Genomic DNA, 17,351 nt, shown 5'->3' with positions numbered 1-17,351 from the left:
CTCCATATCAATCAAAGCAGAAGTTGCTTTTTTGTTCAAAAAATTCCCATTATTATGTGTATTCTTGAATTTTTAAAATAATATTGCTAAAAAATCTATTTTTATCTATAATAAATTCTTGTGCAAGAATTGCATACAATCAAAAGAAAAGGCGGAGTGATAAATGAAAAAAACCCTTACAGCAGTTTTAGCATCTGTAATGTTGCTGGGTGCATGCTCAGACAAAGAAACAAAAGACAATACGGAGGCTTTAGTAGACACAAACGCGTCAGCAGAAACTACTGTGGCAGTTAAACCAACGCCAATCGAAGGCAAAGACTATGACAAAGCAGGCGGTGCAGATGCATACGCCAATGCGGGAGATAATAAAGAATCTCGTTATTACAAAGCACCTGATTTTTATAATATGAAATCAGATGAAAACTTAACAATCATTGAAAAATTCCAAACGATGCAACAAACGACAGAATGGTCTTGTGGTCCAGTTACAGCATTAATGGTAGCGAATCATTTTGGTTATAACAAAATGACAGAAATGGACATTGCGGTTCAAATGAAAGCAATGACTGACCTTGATGTGAAAGGTGCATTACCTGGTTCGGCGAATAATTTCCATGAGTACGGATCAGATGTTTCTAAGCTTTATAACTTTTTCACAAGTGTTGAAGGATTTGAAGTGGTAGAAACGAGCTATCGTGCAGACTATAAAAAATCTGATTTAATTCAAGCTGATTCGGGCGCAACGGGTAATAATGTTGGTAATTTACCAGAAACATTTTTATGGAATAGCTTATATGCATCGGAAAATAGCGACACAACAGAAGCTTGGGTTGAAGATGCAAAAGATAGTTATTTCGTAAAATGGCTAACAAATCATTTGAATAATGATCGTCCAATTATGGTTGAATGGGGCGATTGGGGCGGACATTGGCAAGCAATTATTGGATACGATAACAACGGTACACCAGGTATCGGTGATGACGTTTTAATTTTTGCAGACCCATATGATACTTCAGATCATTGGCAAGATGGTTATTACTTCTATCCATTAGAGCGTTGGTTCGGGATGTGGAATGACCGTAACATAGCACCGAAACCATTCCAATTACAACCTTACATCGTTGTTGATTATAATAAATAAAATAGTTACATATAAAACAGACATAACTTTAGTTATGTCTGTTTTTTTTGTTTACCATATGATTGCCGTTTTTATGTACACAATTTCACTTCAATAGATTGAAAGTCCACGGAATAGGGAAAACTAATAATAAGTAAAAATGGTGGAAGTTGTAAAAATATAGAGGGGGATCATACATGCGAGAAGAAACGAAAGTAGTTGTGATTGGCGGAGGATTGGGCGGTTTGTCTGCTGCGATTTCTTTGCGACAACAAGGATATCAAGTCGATGTATACGAGCAAAATCAGCATATTGGTGGTAAATTGAATCGCTTGGAGCAAGATGGCTTCGGCTTTGATTTAGGGCCTTCGATTTTGACGATGCCACATATTTTCGAGTCGCTTTTTGCGCGTAGCGGGAAGGAAATGAAAGACTATGTGCAAATTGAGCATTTACCTCATCAGTGGCGCACTTTTTTCCCGGACGGTGACGTGCTAGATTTGCATAAGGATTTAGACGATATGAAAAATAAAAACGACACGTTAACAGCAAAAGACATAAAACAGTACGAAAAATTATTAGCTTATTCAAAAAAGCTGTATGACATCACAGAAGAAGGGTATTTCGACCAAGGGCTAGATACGATGTCTGATATTTTGCGTGCGCACGGACCGCTGAAAGCACTAAGGAAGTTTGATATTCATTCGACGATGTTTGAAGCAATCGATGAGCGTATTTCAAATGCGCATTTTCGAGATATGTTGAGCTACATCGTTAAATACGTCGGCTCGTCTGCCTATCACGCACCAGCTGTATTAAACATGATGATTTACATGCAACATGCACAAGGAATTTGGTACGTGAAGGGCGGTATGAATCAGCTGGCGAACGGACTCGTTACACTAGCAAAAGAAATCGGCGTGACGTTCCATTTAGGCAGGAAAGTCGTGAAGCTCGATACACATAAAAAAGACGTGATAGCTGCTTATTTAGATGACGGAACAAAATTAACAGCGAACTATTTCATATCGAATATGGAAGTCATTCCTACATATGAACAGCTGACGAAAGAACCTGAGAAATTTACAGAACGACTAAAGAAAAAATTTGAACCAGCTAGTTCGGGACTCGTTTTACATTTAGGTGTTAAAAAACAATATCCGCAATTAGCGCATCATAATTTCTTTTTCTCACGAGATGCTAAAAAACAAATGACGCGTATTTTTGAGCAACATATACTGCCAGATGATCCGGTGATTTACGTCGTGAATGTTAATAAAACGGATGACAGTCAAACGCTACCAGGACACGAAAATTTAAAAATTTTACCGCACATACCATATCTTCAAGAAGATGGTATGACACGTCAAGATTACGAGGCATTTGCGGAGGAAGTTTTAATAAAGCTAGAAAGTATGGGGCTGACGGATTTAAGACAAAACATCGTAACGCGCGACATGTGGACGCCACACGATATTGAACGTACGTACAGTTCAGACCGTGGTGCGATTTACGGCACGGTGTCTGATAAGAAAATGAATAAAGGCTTCAAACATAAAAAGCAAAGTGAGCAATACGATAATTTGTACTTCGTAGGAGGCACCGTAAATCCTGGTGGCGGTATGCCGATGGTGACGTTAAGCGGTCAACAAGTAGCTGCGAAAATCGTCGGCAAGGATCGTATTTCATCGCTCTAAGGGGGAAGTGTAGATGATCGTATTTATAGTACTTCAAGCTTTGGCGTTGATTGGACTTCTTTGTGGCATAGTTATGTTTTGGAAAATGCCAACCGTACGAATGGAAGAAAGACAAGACGACTTACCGAGACTGTCTATTATTATTCCGGCACGTAATGAGGAATTGCGACTACCACCACTACTGAAATCGTTGAATGAACAACAGTTTCAAAACTTCGAAGTACTTGTCGTAGATGATGGCTCGACAGACGAGACAGAACAAGTTGCGAAGTCTTTTGGTGCGCGTGTACTAAAAAGTGAACTACTCGAAAATATGCAGCCGGGTAAAGCGAATGCTTGTGCATATGGGGCACGTTTTGCGACGGGCGAATGGATTTTATTTTTAGATGCGGACATACAATTGATCGGAGAAAATAGTTTGCAAACGATTTTAAATGGCTTTCAAAAGCAAGGTGGGAAAGGTATTTTTTCTATGCAACCGTATCATTATATTTATAAAATGTATGAAAATTTATCGGCCATTTTCAACGTTACGATGATTACCGGGATGAATGTTTTTACGTTTTGGGGCAAGAAATTTAAAACAGCTGGTTCGTTCGGTCCGTGCATCGTTTGTGATGTAGAAAGCTATCGAAAAACGGGCGGACATGAAGTAGCGGCACATACGATTATGGATGACTTTGCATTAAGCGATGTATTTTTAAAAGAGAGGTTGCCTGTGACAAATCATTTAGGAAAAGGCATTTTGAAAATGCGTATGCATGAGGAAGGACCGAAGCAATTAGTTGAAGGATGGACGAAAAATTTAGCGACCGCTTCCCAGTCAACACATCCATTCGTCATGTTTTGCATCCAACTGTGGATCATGGGGAGCTTCATGACAGTAGCAGCACTCATGTGGGCATTGTTTTTACAACAGCCAATTTTCCTCATTATTAGCGTCATTTCGTATAGCTTATACGGTTTACGTGTGTACCGTTTAACACGTAAAGTCGGCAACTTCCATTGGAGTATCATCGTAGCGTATCCGATTTTCATTAGTTTCTTTATTGCGATTTTTAGCTATTCATTTTATTGTACGCACGTATTGCATACAGTTACGTGGAGAGGACGGAAAGTAAAAATATAAGAGGAGGGGGAACGTATTGAACTTGTTCCTATTATTTTTAGTGAACTTTTTTTGTTGGTTGTTGTTTCATTACCTCTTATCGTATATTTGTTTCAAAATTCCTCTCTCCTTTTTTCTAAAAGAACATCGACTTTTTACGATTGCTAAATGGGAAAAAGAAGGACAGCTTTGGAATCGATTGTTTCAAGTGAAGAAGTGGAAAAAGCATTTAATCGACGGATCTTCCATTGTGAAGCATAGTTACAACAAAAGTCATTTACACGGAACGAGGCAAGAGGCACTAAATGAATTTAGTGCAGAAACGAAACGTGCAGAATTGACGCACTGGGTGTTATTATTACCGGCACCTTTGTTCTTTTTATGGAATCCGGCTTGGGCTGCGTGGCTCAATGTGTTGTATGCGGTCATTGCGAACGTACCGTTTATCGTGACGCAGCGTTACAATCGTGCACGTTTGGAGCGTGCTTTAAAAAGACAAGAGATGAGAAAGTCGCGCCATTAAAAAAAGAAGAAGCCGCTACTGCGACGTCCTCTTTTTTTAAGGTTGTGAGCGAGTTCTTTTTTTAATACTTTTAAATACGACAAAGGCGAATAGTAAAAAGAGCGCCATAATAACGAGTAGTTTTGAATCGTGTATGCCTAAAGAGATGACACCGAATGATGCCGCAGCAAGAACGAAACCGTACACGGTATTCCCAATTGCTGTACCTAAAATAAATGAAGATATTTTCATCGAGCTAATGCCCGATAAAATATTAATTAAATTCGTTGGCATGAACGGTAAAATTCGTCCAGACAGTACGAAAAGAAAGCCATTTTTCTCGATTTTTTTCTCGTATTTTTCAAGTTTTGAATGGGCGAATAAATTGGGAAATAAAAAGCGAATAGATAAGAAGATGAGTGTACTGGCAATCGTGCTACAAATAATGCTGTATGCATAACCTTGCCAAAAGCCAAATAATGTCGTATTCACACCGATGACGACAACGAGTGGAATAAACGTAAAGATATTTTGGCAAAGCATAATGCCAAACATAATGAGAAGCATTAATGGAATATGATGATTAGCTAAATGTTCAATAGTAGTTGGATTTAAATCTTTCATCGTATATCCACTTTGTATAAAAAGGCATAGGACGAATAAAATAACCGCAACGTAACAGACGATGCGAATGATTAACTTTTTAATGTTCATGAGACGCTTCCTTTACTAAAATGGAATCAATAGCCTTCACGTATGCAAATATACGATAAAGGGCATCAACATAAATTATACCTGTATAAAATCGTGATGAACAGAAACAATAATGCAGAAAGTGTCTATTAACTAGATAGTATACGCAAAAGTAAGGACTTGGTATACTCCAATAAAAGGGGATGATGGAATGGGACAAAAATTAGCATTAATCGGCACAGGGGTTGTCGGCGAACGTATTTTACGAGAAGCGGCACAACGATCTACATATGAGATTGTCGGGATTTTTGATGAAAATGAAGAGCGCATGAATCGTTTAGCGACAACGTATAATGTTTGTGCGACACACTCATTAGAAGAACTTTTCGCTAAAGAGCCAGACTGGGTGTACATCGGCACACCACCGATTAGTCATGCACCACTTGCAGAAGAAATTGCGAAACGTGGCTTTGCGGTTTTATCAGAAAAACCACTTGCGCACGATGCGGCAGACGGGGAGAAAATGGTCGAAGTAGTTCAGCAATATGACGTTAAAAATGCGATGCACTTTCCGATGATGTATAGCGATGAAGTAGCGGTATTACGAGAAGCCGTGCGCGAAAGAACGTTAGGGGATATTTTGCGAATCGAATGTCATGCACATTTTCCTGCATGGCCTAGACCGTGGCAACAAAATGAATGGATTGCGACGAGAGCACAAGGCGGTTTCATTCGTGAAATCTTCCCGCACTACTTACAGTTGACGCATCATTTATTTGGCGACTTACAATGGACGGCACATCAAACGGAATATCCAGACGATCCGACACTTTGTGAAACGGGAACGATGGCTATTGGGAAAACGACATCGGGTATACCTGTATTGTTTAATGCTTCATCAGGCGCAGCTCAAATAGAACGAATTGAATATCGCGTAGTCGGAAGCGAAAGGGTGATGACGATTCGTAATTGGGGAGAGCTGTGGATAAGTGAAAAAGAAGTAAAAGAAAAAATATCTCCTGTGGACAACTTGGTAATTCGTTCTTAAAAACGATCGCATCCGACGGTTTGACGGTTTCTTTCGCAGAAGGTGCACGCGTACAACGGTGGATTGACGAGTTACTTCAATAGCTTTCCTTCTTCAAAAGAGGTAAGCTAAAAGTACTTAAGCGAAAGAGGGTTTCTTGCGTGAAATATCACAACGAACAAATGAATAAGCTCGTGAAAAATACACCGGCTTTACAAAAAGAATTAAAATCAATCATGAAACAAATGTCTTTAGAACGTCATTTAGCATTAAAGGCATTGTATCATTCAGAAGTTGCTGACGGTGGTCCTTACCAAACGGATTATCAAGATTTAAATAAATAAAAATCTTCTATCTTTATATAATAGGAAGAAAAAAAGAATTGTCGTAAGAAGGCAATTCTTTTTTATATATTTATGGAATGAATGAACATGTTATGATGAGATTACGAAAAGGTCGTACTGGAGGAAATAACATGGATTTAACTAAACTTGAAAAAAAATTGCAACAGCCACAACCACTTTTCATTGGTGAGGAAACAGCTTTCCGTTCAGCAGTTATCATTCCACTCGTTGAAGTGAACGGGGAGACACATCTTCTTTTTGAAGTGCGCTCACTTATTATGCGTAAACAACCGGGAGATATTAGTTTCCCAGGAGGACAAATTGATGCGACGGATGCTAATCCAGAGCAAGCTGCTCTTCGAGAATTATACGAAGAATTAAGCGTGCCACCATCTTCTGCTCAAGTTATTCGTGCTTTGAGTCCGATGGTCGTATCCCCATCTTTCGTCATATATCCTTTCGTAGCAAAAGTAGATATTCGAGAAGTGAATACGATGAACCGAGACGAAGTGGACGAAGTATTTACAGTGCCGCTTAAATGGTTGCTAGAAACGGAACCTGAAGTACATCAAGTATACATGCAACCAACACCATCTAAAGATTTCCCTTTTGAAAAAATTATGAACGGTAAAAATTATGAATGGCGCGCTCGTGCATTAGAAGAGTACTTCTATGAGTACAATGGCTATACAATTTGGGGCTTAACTGCACGTATGATGAAATATTTCTTAGATCTATTACGTTTAGAATGATAAAAAGGCGCATGCTTTTTTTAACTATTTTTATCGTCATCGCGTTATAATAGTGAAAAATGAAAAAGGAGGCAAAATAAACAATTGTATTAGAAAAATGATCTTCATATAAATCATTATTTTCGTGGTATTTTTAGTAGATTTTGTCATCAAGTAAGAAAGAAACTACATTTTATAACAATCGATTTGTTCAAAAAATGTACGTATTTCTCTGTTTTCGCTCACTTAAATAGCGTATAAACGAGGTATAGCACTATTTATTTTATTCAATAAATAATTATGATACACTGTAATAAGGTAAATTATTGATACAGAAAAGGTGTGTGACGAAGTCGCTTTTAGGCCAAATTCGTTTAGAAATTCATGATGCTGTGCCTACATCCTTTCTGCAAATCTTATGGTATAAGGAAGGTAAACATGAGTAACAAACAAACTACAACAGACGTTATCTTAGTTGGTGCTGGTATCATGAGTGCGACATTAGGTACACTCCTTAAAGAATTAGCACCTGATTGGAAAATTAAAGTATACGAAAAATTAGACAAACCAGGTCTAGAAAGTTCTAATGAATGGAACAATGCTGGTACAGGTCACTCAGCTTTATGTGAACTTAACTACACTCCAGAAAAAAATGGTGTAATTGATACGACTAAAGCGATCAACGTTAACGAACAGTTCCAAGTGTCTCGTCAATTCTGGTCTTATTTAGTAGAACAAGGTCGCATCGCAGACCCATCAGAATTCATTATGCCAATTCCACATATCAGTATGGTGCAAGGTGCTGATAAAGTAGAATTCCTTAAAAAACGTTACGCAGCTCTTAAAGATATCCATCTTTTCGAAGGTATGGAATTCTCTGAAGATGAAGCAAAATTAAAAGAATGGTTCCCATTAATTATGAAGGGCCGTACGAGCCAAAGCCCAATTGCTGCAACTCGCATCGAATCAGGTACGGACGTAAACTTCGGTTCATTAACTCGTATTTTAATGGCATCTTTAGAACAACAAGAAGGTGTTGAAGCTTCTTATAACGCTTCAGTACAAGACGTTAAACAAAACAAAGATGGTCTTTGGGAAGTTAAAGTTAAAAATGCTGATGGCAAATTAGAATACGTAACATCTAAATTTGTATTCTTAGGTGCTGGTGGCGGTAGCTTACACTTACTACAAAAAACTGGTATCCCTGAAAGCAAACACGTTGGTGGTTTCCCAGTAAGTGGTCTTTGGTTAGTATGTAACAACCAAGAAGTTGCAGATCAACATCACGGTAAAGTTTACAGTACTGCTGAAGTAGGTGCTCCTCCAATGTCAGTACCTCACTTAGATACTCGTTATATTGATGGTAAAAAATCATTATTATTCGGGCCTTTCGGTGGTTTCTCACCTAAGTTCTTAAAAACGGGTTCTAATATGGACTTATTTGCTTCAATTAAACCGAACAACATCCTTACATTACTTGCTTGTGGCGCGAAAGAAATGGGCTTAACTAAATATTTAGTACAACAAGTTATGTTAAACAAAGGTCAACGCGTAGATGAATTACGTAAATTCGTTCCTGAAGCGAAAGATGATGAATGGGATATCGTAGTTGCTGGTCAACGTGTACAAGTAATTAAAGATACTGAAAAAGGCGGTAAAGGTACGCTTCAATTCGGTACAGAAGTAATTACTGGTGCGAACGGTACAGTTGCAGCATTATTAGGTGCATCTCCAGGTGCGTCTACTGCTGTTAAAGTAATGCTTGACGTTATGAAAAAATGTTTCCCAGAACAAATGACAGAATGGGAACCAAAAATTAAAGAAATGATTCCTTCATACGGTCAAAAACTGATCGATAATCCAGAACTTTTCAAAGAATTACACGCAGCTACAAACAAATCTCTTAAATTACACGACTAATTTTAAGATGATCAATCCTCGTCTTCGGACGGGGTTTTTTTTATAATGAAATGAATAGGAGGGGAGTTTCGATGAAAAAGATCTCATTCGTAAAAATTCTCGGTTTTGCATTTGGTATTGCGGCTGTTTTAGACGTACAACAAAAAGGGGCGGGTTATAAAATGTTGCCCCCTGCCGCACAAAAATGGGCAACGAAAATATTTAGTAAGTAAAATTTGCTATAAAATGGCGTAATTTAAAACTAAAGCGTTTTAAAAATAGGCCTAATAAGCAAATAAAAATTATGTAAAAATTAGTAATTCTAACCTATAATAAAGAAAAGAACGTAGTATTGTAAGGAGAGGTGTTTATAATGAATTCTATTTTTTCACGAAATCATGTGACAATTTTAGGAGAAGGAAAGCAAGTTATTTTATTTGCACATGGTTTTGGTTGCGAACAAAGCATGTGGAAACAAATAACACCAGCATTTGAAAAAGAATATCGTCTCGTTTTATTTGATTATGTCGGTGCAGGCAAATCAGATATTCACGCATACGATGCGAATTATCGTAGCATCGAAGGGTACGTGCAAGACGTATTATTAATTATTGAACAACTACAATTAGAGGATGTTATTTTTGTAGGGCATTCAGTAAGTTCAATGATTGGAATGCTTGCTTCAATTCGCCAACCGGAGAAATTTAAGAAAATCATTATGATTGGACCTTCACCTTGCTATATGAACGACGGAGATTACAAAGGTGGTTTTGAAGAGGAAGACGTTCAAGAACTATTAAAAATGATGGAAATGAATTTTACAGGTTGGGCTAGTTATATGGCGCCTTTCGCTTTAGGAGAATCATCTACTGAAAAAACAGCAGAGCAGTTAGAAAATGTGTTCGTATCACAAGATCCTCATATTGCACGTGAATTTGCTGAAGTGACGTTTCGTTTAGATTGTCGAGATCAACTATCGAAAATGACGACACCGTCACTTATTTTACAATGCGCAGATGATAGTATCGTACCGAGTGAAATCGGATATTATTTGCATGCACATTTACCACATAGTCAGTTTCAACTGTTGAAGGCAAAAGGACATTATCCACACATTAGTCATCCAGAAGAGACAATTGCATTCGTGAAAGATTATATAAAAGAGGGATAAAATAATGGATATTCGTTTACTCAAAGCACCATGTGGGTTTTTAAGTACGAATAATGAGGGCTTCATAACGGAAGTGAATGAAACGTTTTTAAAATGGACGTCTTATGATGAAGAAACATTGTTAGGCAAACATATTGAAATACTTTTATCACCTACGAATAAAATCATGTTTCATTCTTATTTTTATCCGACGATCCAATTAAAAAATCGTGTCGAAGAATTTTATATTCGTATGAAAGATGCAGAGCGTCAATCGCTTCCTTTTTTATTGAACGCGAAACGTTACGTACGTGGCGGCGAGGATGTCATCGATTATATTTTAATGAAGATGCAGCATCGAATGGAATACGAACAAGAAATGCAAAAGCTGCAAAAACAAGCAGAACAAGCATACGTTAAAAAATCAGAGGCTTTCGATCATCTCGAACAAATTTATGCGGAAATTGAACAGAAGCAACATGAACTGCTCGTCATTAATTCAGGTTTAGAAGAAATTTCGAATACGGACAATTTGACACAGTTATTTAATCGGCGCTACTTCAGTCAAAAAGTAGTAGAAGCGATTCGCGCATATGAAATGGAAGACGAGCATTTTTCATTATGGATTGTCGACATTGATTTCTTCAAAAAAGTGAATGATACGTATGGGCATCAATCGGGCGATCAGATTTTAATGGAGCTTGCAGCTTTCTTAAAAACATTCGTCAAAGATCAAGGCATCGTTTGTCGATTTGGTGGGGAAGAATTTACGATTTTAGTACAAGGACATCCTGATGAATGTGCCATAGCATTGCAGCAAGCTGTCGATTTAAAAGTATGGCCAATCGTTGAAAAGTTAACGATTAGTATGGGTGTAACACATTATAGAGAAGGCGACACAGAGAAATCACTAATTGAGTGTGCAGACCAAGCACTGTATTATTCAAAACAAAATGGTCGTAATCGTGTGACATTTTATAACGACTTGAATACGTAAAAAAGAGGACTCGTGAAAGAGTCCTCTTTTTTTATTTTTGGACGATAAAGCTTAAATGACGTCCAGCTTTTTTATTTTGGCGATACGAGAAGCCCTCATCTGAATTAAATGTACAAACGCGCTCGACTGTAATGTTATCACTTGGAATACCGGCGAGTTCACATTGCTTTTGAACAGTTAATTGATTGTCGATGTGGTATTTATGTGTACTTTCTTTCAAATACATCAAATCATTTGCGTAACCTAGATTTTTAAATCTCGTAAAAACGTCTTCGTCGACTTCAAAGCGTTCTTGACTAAGTGCTGTACCGATATGGACAAATACATTGTTTAGATCAATGCGCTCTTCATCTCGTAAATGTTCAAATGTTTTTAATGAAATTTCTTTCACAGTACCTTGCCAGCCAGAGTGAATCGCACCGACTAAGTGGTCCTCTTTAGAATAAAAAAGAACAGGTACACAATCGGCAGTGAAAGAGCAGAGTACGATATCCGATTCGAACGTATAGAGTGCATCGGTTTCAGGAATCGCATCCTCATTACGAAAAGCACCACGACCTGCATCTTCTTTTGTCACTTTATAAAACGTTGCGCTATGTGTTTGATTCGCACAAACGAATTGTTCCAGTGGATAATTAATTGTAGCTGCAAGCTGCTTGCGATTGTTTATAATCGTCTCTGGGTTCTCACAAATATGAAGTGCCATATTGTTGTTTTCTGGAACGTTTACATTTTGTAAGGAGATGCCCATTAAAAGGTCATCATCTCGTTGATAAATTGTCGTTGTCATTGTGAATCACCTCTCCTTATTATAAGTCGAATCGTCGCCAACCGTCGCATTTTTAATCGTATAACTTACCTTTTTTGGACGTTCGAGCGGTGTAATATTAATAATGAAGTAGCCGACGATGAGAAGTAATACGACAAGACCGTAAAGTAATGAGTGAATGGCATTTGAGTGGTCGATAATAATTAAGCGAATTAAAGCTGTAATACCGATGTAAATAAAATAGCGTAAAGGGAAATGGTAATCCTCTTTGAAATATTTCACAATCATCGTGATGAACTCAAAGTAGAGGAAGAACATTAACACATTCGCTAAAAACTCTTCGTGGCTATGCTTCGTATCTTTCTCAAATAGAAGAATGTCTGCAAAGATCAATAATTCTTTCGCCATTAGTAAGACGAGAAAGAAAGCTAGTGCTACGAGAGAAACGTTCAATATCCATTGTAGTACGTGGGGGAAAACGGTTGTGAAAGACTTCTTTTTCATAAAATCGCCTCGCTTCCATACTAGTTTTTATTATTTTCACATAAAAAATAACCGACTGCAAAACTTACACATTTTGTAAGCGTTTTTATTATTCACAAATATTTTGACATTTATTTTATAAGTGTTATAATTCTTATAAGATAACTAGGTATTAAAGAAAAGGAGCGATTGACATGAGTACAAATACATTTTTCCGAACAACAAAAGCACATACATTTACCGTACGTAAATTTTTTAAACTTGTAGCGTCAGACATTGAAGCACAGCTACGTGAGTGGGATCCTTCGTATTGCGTAGAAGTGGAAACTTGGAGAACGTACTCTTTGTCGATTCGCCGTAATGAAGAGGAAGAGTTCCGTGTTACCTTGTCTAAAGGGGAAGCTGAATTGCTTCAACATATGCACCCATACGCACTCGATGAAAAATTATGGGCTATGCTTGAGAAGAAAGGTCTTGAAGTACAAGATATTAGCGAATATATGTATGCCATTTTAAATTATGATGTCATGCGCAGAGACCGTCTGAAATTAGCGCGTTAATGGCAAAATAAAATAGAAAAAAGGAAGCTATGACATCGTTGTCGTAGCTTCCTTTTTTGTTTTATTAAACGGTGAATTTAGAAATATGTTGTTGCAGTTGTTCAGAAAGTTGAATGAGTTTTTTCATCTCTTCTGACATCGTATCCATTGCGTGAAGGGACGTTTGAGCAGAAGCTGTTACTTCTTCGGTCATCGCATTGGTTGATTGTGCATAACCTGTTAAATGTTCCGTCGTATTCGCAAGTTGGTCTGTGACAGATGCCATTTCTTCTGTTGTAGCAGAAATACCTTCAAGCTTCGGCGTCATTTGTTCCATATTCGTCATGATATGAGAGAAGCGTTCTTTCACTTCTTCCGTTACGGCAACACCTTCATCTACGGTATGCATCGTTGAACTCATTTGATCAACGGACTGTTTCGTACTCATTTGAATAACTTGAATTAATGTTGAAATTTCGTTTGCTGACTGTTGAGAGCTTTCGGCTAGTTTGCGTACTTCTTCTGCAACGACAGCAAACCCTTTACCGTGTTCACCCGCTCGTGCTGCTTCAATTGAAGCATTTAAAGCGAGTAAATTCGTTTGGTCTGCGATATCTTTCATCATGAGTAAAATGCGATCGATTTCTGTCGTATGTGTATGCAAATCACGAATTTGCGTATTCGATGTATGAACGGCTTGTTTAATCGTATGCATTTGTTTTACAGCTTGTGCAATGCTCGTTTCGCCGGCTTGGGCGTGTTGTAGAGTCGTTTGCGAGAAGTCTGCAACGTCTGAAATCGTATGGGCGATTTCGGTCGTACCAATTGTTACTTCATTTACTGAAGTAGCAGCTGTTTGAATGTCATTTGCTTGTGTTTCTGTTGTGACCGTTACATCGTTCATTGCTTTTGCGACGTCTTCAATACTTACCATGTTTTGTTGGATTTGTTCGTTTACGTCGTTTGTCGTTTTCATCACATGATTTGTGTTTATTTGAATGTCTTTTACGAGAGAAGCTAAATTGTCTTTCATGCTCGTTAATGATTGTGCAAGTGCACCAATTTCATCTTTGTTTGTCACGTCGATGGCTACTTGTAAGTCACCGTCTTTAATTTTTGCTGCTTGTTCAGACATATGTTGAAGTGGGCGTGTAATCGAACGAACGAGATAAATAATAAGAAGGGAAGCAAGTACGATAATAATAAAGGCAACAATGATGTTGCTGATTGTTGTTGAAAGCATAGCGGCGGCCGCTTCGTCTTTATAAATTGTCGTAACAACTTTCCATCCTGTTGCACTGTTCGTCTCGTATAAATAAATTTTATTTGAATCGCTCACTTGTCCTTTGACGTCGTGAAGTAATTTTGATACATCGTTAGGTACTTCTTCACCACCATGTGCTTTTCCATCAGCTATGTATTTATTTTGTAAATCAATAATTGATGCAAAACCGCGGTCACCAATTTTAATTTCTTTTGCGAGGTCAGCTAATTTAGAAACCGACAAGTCAATACCAAGTACGCCGCTACCATCTTCTAATTTTTTAGAAACGGTAATGACTAAATCGCCACTCGTTGAAGAAATATACGGATCTGTAATAACAACATCGCTCGCTTGTTCACTTGCGATATACCAAGGGCGTTCACGAGGATCATAGTCTTTTTCATAAATGAAGTAAGGCATGCGGATCATTTCGCCTTTCGTTGAGCCGACATATGCCATCGCTACTTCGCTATGTTCTTGTACATACTGGTCTAGAACGATACGGGCTTCACTATTTTTTTCACAGAAAGTGAATCGTTCGTAAGTCGAGATGCTAAATAGGTTACATCGTGTATTTTCGGTTGAATTAAATTGCTAATACTACTATTTAACAATTTCATATTGGAAGCTGCTGCATTAATTTGTTCGTTTTGAATTTTATTTTTACTCGTTTGAAACCAAATACTACCGCTAATAATGATAGGGATAATCATAATTGGTAGCAAAAAATTAACATTTTTTTCCTTAAACCATTACCTTTAGACATACTTTAACTCCTTATTCGTGGATTAAATGACATATTTATATCCTAACACACAATGGGTTAAATTGTTTAAAACTTTAGAAATATATATATTTTCTATCATTAATTATAACGAGTACAAGGAACTATTATCGTGATATTATAAAATTAATTAATTTTTTCTATAATTGACAAAAATTTAGTAATAAAGAAAAGGGGTCGGGAAAGAATGAATTGGTTTTACAATTTATCATTACGTTTAAAGTGGATACTATTTATTTGCGGTGCTATTGTTTTGACAGCAGGCATAATGGCATCTGTGAATTATAGTATTTCAAAAAAATTAGTGCAATCTACAGTAGAGCGTAACAACGAAACACAAGTAGAAAATGCGACGAAGCAAGTAGGCTTACAATTAGAAAAATATCGCGTGTCTTCTGAGCAATTAGCAAGTTTAACAGAACAAGCATTAGCGGAAAAAAATAGTACGAAAACGATTCAAAAAATGTTACATAACGTACAACAGGCGAACAAAGATTATTTAAGTGTATACTTTATGGATTTTAAAACAGGTGCAATTCATCTTTCACCTGCAGCGAAATACGATATTGATGTGCGTGATACGAGAACGTATACGACGTTAAAAGAAAATCCGAGCACGACATGGATGGACGTCTATGAAGATCAAACGACGAAAAAAATTATGACGTCGATTATCGTACCTGTATTTACGAATGAAAAATTAGTCGGGGCGATTGGCTACGATATCGACTTAAATACAATTAGTGCGATGCGAGAAGGACTGGAAAAAGATAGTACTTCTAAATTTATGATTTTAGATTCGAAAGGGCTTGCGATTACGAGCTTTGAACCATCTATGAATGGGACGAACGTCAATCCTAAATTAAGTGGTGAAAATGAAGGGATTAAAGATTTCGTCTCTAATCCGAAAGATTTCAAAAATGAATATGATTGGATTACACCGTTATACAATACGAAAGAAACCAAACAACAAGAACGTCAATATGATAAAACGAATTATATCGTGACGACATCGACAGTCGACGAAGTTGGTTGGAAAGTACTCAGCTTCGAAAATAAAAATGAAGCGTTAGCAGGGCTTTCAACATTAAACATTGCGACGGGTATCGTACTAATTGTGATGATTATTTTAGGTGCAATCATTGCCGTTTTATTAGGAAACTCTTTACGCAAACTGTTTAATCAATTACAAAAAACGATGGAAAATACAGCATCGGGTGATTTAGGAACAGAAATGGAAGAGCGCGGTGCAACTGAATTAGCGTCACTCGCGAAAAGTTACAATCATATGCTACGCAATATGAGAAAGCTTATTCATCAAGTGAACGAACGTGCGACGGCTATTCATAATTCGTCAGAAGGATTAATGACGATTACGAACGAAAATAGTGGAGCACTTGCGTCCGTTACGACAGCTACGCAAGATATTTCGAACGGTTCGAAAAGTCAGGCACTCGAAATCGAGCGTGGTACAGAGGCCGTTCATAAATTGAGCGTTGAGATTGAAGCAATTATGAATACGACAGAACATAACACACGCACGATTGATGGCGCAATGATGCAGTTGAAAGAAGGCAATACACAAGTAACACAATTAGCACAAACGTCTGTCGATTTTGAAGAAGACTTTGAAGAAGTGAATACGATGGTCGAGTTGTTAAATGAAAAATCTAAAACGATTTCTAATGTGACACGCGCTATTTCGGACATTACAGATCAAACGAACTTACTCGCATTAAATGCGTCAATTGAAGCAGCACGTGCTGGCGAGCATGGGAAAGGTTTCGCCGTCGTAGCAGGTGAAGTGAGAAAGCTTGCGGAGAAATCAAAAGAAGCGACGAATGAAATTCAACATACGTTGACAGAAATTTTAACGGGTATGACACAGCTCGTTGAAAAAATGTCAGATACGACAGAGATGAATAATCAACAACGCAGGGCGGTAACGAGCGTACAACAATCTATGGAAACGTTGACGACCGATTTGTACGCAGTTATTCGTGAACTAGGTGAGAATATGCAACGAATTCAACAAGTACACGTTGAAAAAGATCAAGTCGTTACGATGATTGAACAACTATCAGCAGTTTCTCAACAAACAAGTGCTTCTATAGAAGAAATTGCTTCTGTTATGGAAGAACAATCTGCTTCTACAGAAGAAGTTGCGCAGCATGCTCGTCATTTGAATAATGAAGTGACGTATTTAAACGGTGCTGTGAACGTATTTAAATTGAAAAAGTAAGC

18 protein-coding genes are annotated in these 17,351 nt (G+C 37.6%); 13 read left to right on the top strand and 5 right to left on the bottom strand.

The features are described 5' to 3' along the window. The first annotated feature begins 163 nt into the window (after nt 1–163). From KSHG_RS13930 to KSHG_RS13915, 4 genes are all read left to right on the top strand, one after another. Nucleotides 164–1,141, top strand: a complete 978-nt coding sequence (locus tag KSHG_RS13930) for a papain-like cysteine protease family protein (RefSeq protein WP_010308225.1) — start codon at nt 164–166, stop codon at nt 1,139–1,141. A gap of 176 nt (nt 1,142–1,317) precedes the next feature. Beyond that, the gene (locus KSHG_RS13925) at nt 1,318–2,817 is read left to right on the top strand and encodes a phytoene desaturase family protein (protein ID WP_010308221.1); all 1,500 of its coding nucleotides are present in this window, start codon (nt 1,318–1,320) and stop codon (nt 2,815–2,817) included. Nucleotides 2,818–2,830: 13 nt separating this feature from the next. Further along, nucleotides 2,831–3,946, top strand: a complete 1,116-nt coding sequence (locus KSHG_RS13920; RefSeq protein WP_010308219.1) for a glycosyltransferase — start codon at nt 2,831–2,833, stop codon at nt 3,944–3,946. A gap of 16 nt (nt 3,947–3,962) precedes the next feature. Next, nucleotides 3,963–4,448: a glycosyl-4,4'-diaponeurosporenoate acyltransferase CrtO family protein gene (locus tag KSHG_RS13915; RefSeq protein WP_010308217.1), complete on the top strand. Its 486-nt coding sequence runs from the start codon at nt 3,963–3,965 to the stop codon at nt 4,446–4,448. A gap of 36 nt (nt 4,449–4,484) precedes the next feature. On the opposite strand, the gene KSHG_RS13910 is transcribed toward KSHG_RS13915, so the two are convergent. After that, nucleotides 4,485–5,141 (bottom strand): TVP38/TMEM64 family protein, encoded by a 657-nt coding sequence (locus KSHG_RS13910; protein WP_010308214.1) that lies wholly within the window; start codon nt 5,139–5,141, stop codon nt 4,485–4,487. 190 nt (nt 5,142–5,331) lie between these two features. Here KSHG_RS13910 and KSHG_RS17100 point away from each other — a divergent pair, with 190 nt between their 5' ends. The 7 genes from KSHG_RS17100 (at nt 5,332) to KSHG_RS13875 (ending at nt 11,268) form a co-directional block, all read left to right on the top strand. Next, nucleotides 5,332–6,168, top strand: a complete 837-nt coding sequence (locus KSHG_RS17100; protein WP_010308212.1) for a Gfo/Idh/MocA family protein — start codon at nt 5,332–5,334, stop codon at nt 6,166–6,168. A 140-nt stretch (nt 6,169–6,308) separates the two neighbouring features. Next, nucleotides 6,309–6,491 (top strand): hypothetical protein, encoded by a 183-nt coding sequence (locus tag KSHG_RS13900; protein WP_010308209.1) that lies wholly within the window; start codon nt 6,309–6,311, stop codon nt 6,489–6,491. A gap of 131 nt (nt 6,492–6,622) precedes the next feature. Continuing rightward, on the top strand, nt 6,623–7,243 hold the full coding sequence (locus tag KSHG_RS13895) for an NUDIX hydrolase (protein ID WP_010308206.1): 621 nt from the start codon (nt 6,623–6,625) through the stop codon (nt 7,241–7,243). A 366-nt stretch (nt 7,244–7,609) separates the two neighbouring features. Further along, on the top strand, nt 7,610–9,142 hold the full coding sequence (gene mqo / locus KSHG_RS13890; protein WP_083844906.1) for a malate dehydrogenase (quinone): 1,533 nt from the start codon (nt 7,610–7,612) through the stop codon (nt 9,140–9,142). 71 nt (nt 9,143–9,213) lie between these two features. Continuing rightward, nucleotides 9,214–9,354 (top strand): hypothetical protein, encoded by a 141-nt coding sequence (locus KSHG_RS18435; protein ID WP_154646913.1) that lies wholly within the window; start codon nt 9,214–9,216, stop codon nt 9,352–9,354. A gap of 140 nt (nt 9,355–9,494) precedes the next feature. Next, nucleotides 9,495–10,292: an alpha/beta fold hydrolase gene (locus tag KSHG_RS13880; RefSeq protein WP_010308200.1), complete on the top strand. Its 798-nt coding sequence runs from the start codon at nt 9,495–9,497 to the stop codon at nt 10,290–10,292. A gap of 4 nt (nt 10,293–10,296) precedes the next feature. After that, nucleotides 10,297–11,268 carry a sensor domain-containing diguanylate cyclase gene (locus tag KSHG_RS13875; protein ID WP_010308198.1) on the top strand — a complete coding sequence of 324 codons (972 nt, stop codon included), beginning with the start codon at nt 10,297–10,299 and terminating at the stop codon, nt 11,266–11,268. 31 nt (nt 11,269–11,299) lie between these two features. Here the strand turns inward: KSHG_RS13875 and pgeF are convergent, their stop codons facing one another. Together pgeF and KSHG_RS17095 are read right to left on the bottom strand one after the other, a co-directional pair. After that, nucleotides 11,300–12,058, bottom strand: a complete 759-nt coding sequence (gene pgeF, locus KSHG_RS13870) for a peptidoglycan editing factor PgeF (protein WP_010308194.1) — start codon at nt 12,056–12,058, stop codon at nt 11,300–11,302. 6 nt (nt 12,059–12,064) lie between these two features. After that, complete coding sequence (locus tag KSHG_RS17095) at nt 12,065–12,541, bottom strand: phosphate-starvation-inducible protein PsiE (RefSeq protein ID WP_010308190.1); 477 nt, start codon at nt 12,539–12,541, stop codon at nt 12,065–12,067. Nucleotides 12,542–12,714: 173 nt separating this feature from the next. Between KSHG_RS17095 and KSHG_RS13860 the strand changes: the two genes are divergently transcribed. Then, entirely contained in the window at nt 12,715–13,080 is a 366-nt protein-coding gene (locus tag KSHG_RS13860; protein ID WP_010308185.1) for a hypothetical protein, read from the top strand. 64 nt (nt 13,081–13,144) lie between these two features. On the opposite strand, the gene KSHG_RS13855 is transcribed toward KSHG_RS13860, so the two are convergent. Together KSHG_RS13855 and KSHG_RS13850 are read right to left on the bottom strand one after the other, a co-directional pair. Further along, on the bottom strand, nt 13,145–14,782 hold the full coding sequence (locus KSHG_RS13855) for a methyl-accepting chemotaxis protein (protein ID WP_026022617.1): 1,638 nt from the start codon (nt 14,780–14,782) through the stop codon (nt 13,145–13,147). A gap of 32 nt (nt 14,783–14,814) precedes the next feature. After that, a complete protein-coding gene (locus KSHG_RS13850) occupies nt 14,815–15,048 on the bottom strand; it encodes a hypothetical protein (protein WP_147630554.1) in 234 nt (77 codons plus the stop codon). Nucleotides 15,049–15,294: 246 nt separating this feature from the next. Here KSHG_RS13850 and KSHG_RS13845 point away from each other — a divergent pair, with 246 nt between their 5' ends. Beyond that, the gene (locus tag KSHG_RS13845) at nt 15,295–17,349 is read left to right on the top strand and encodes a methyl-accepting chemotaxis protein (RefSeq protein WP_010308183.1); all 2,055 of its coding nucleotides are present in this window, start codon (nt 15,295–15,297) and stop codon (nt 17,347–17,349) included. Nucleotides 17,350–17,351: the final 2 nt, after the last annotated feature.

It is taken from the genome of Kurthia senegalensis (assembly GCF_000285595.1).
Lineage (GTDB): Bacteria > Bacillota > Bacilli > Bacillales_A > Planococcaceae > Kurthia > Kurthia senegalensis.
The sequence above is the reverse complement of the archived record's forward strand: the minus strand, read 5'-3'. Positions and strand labels throughout refer to the sequence as shown.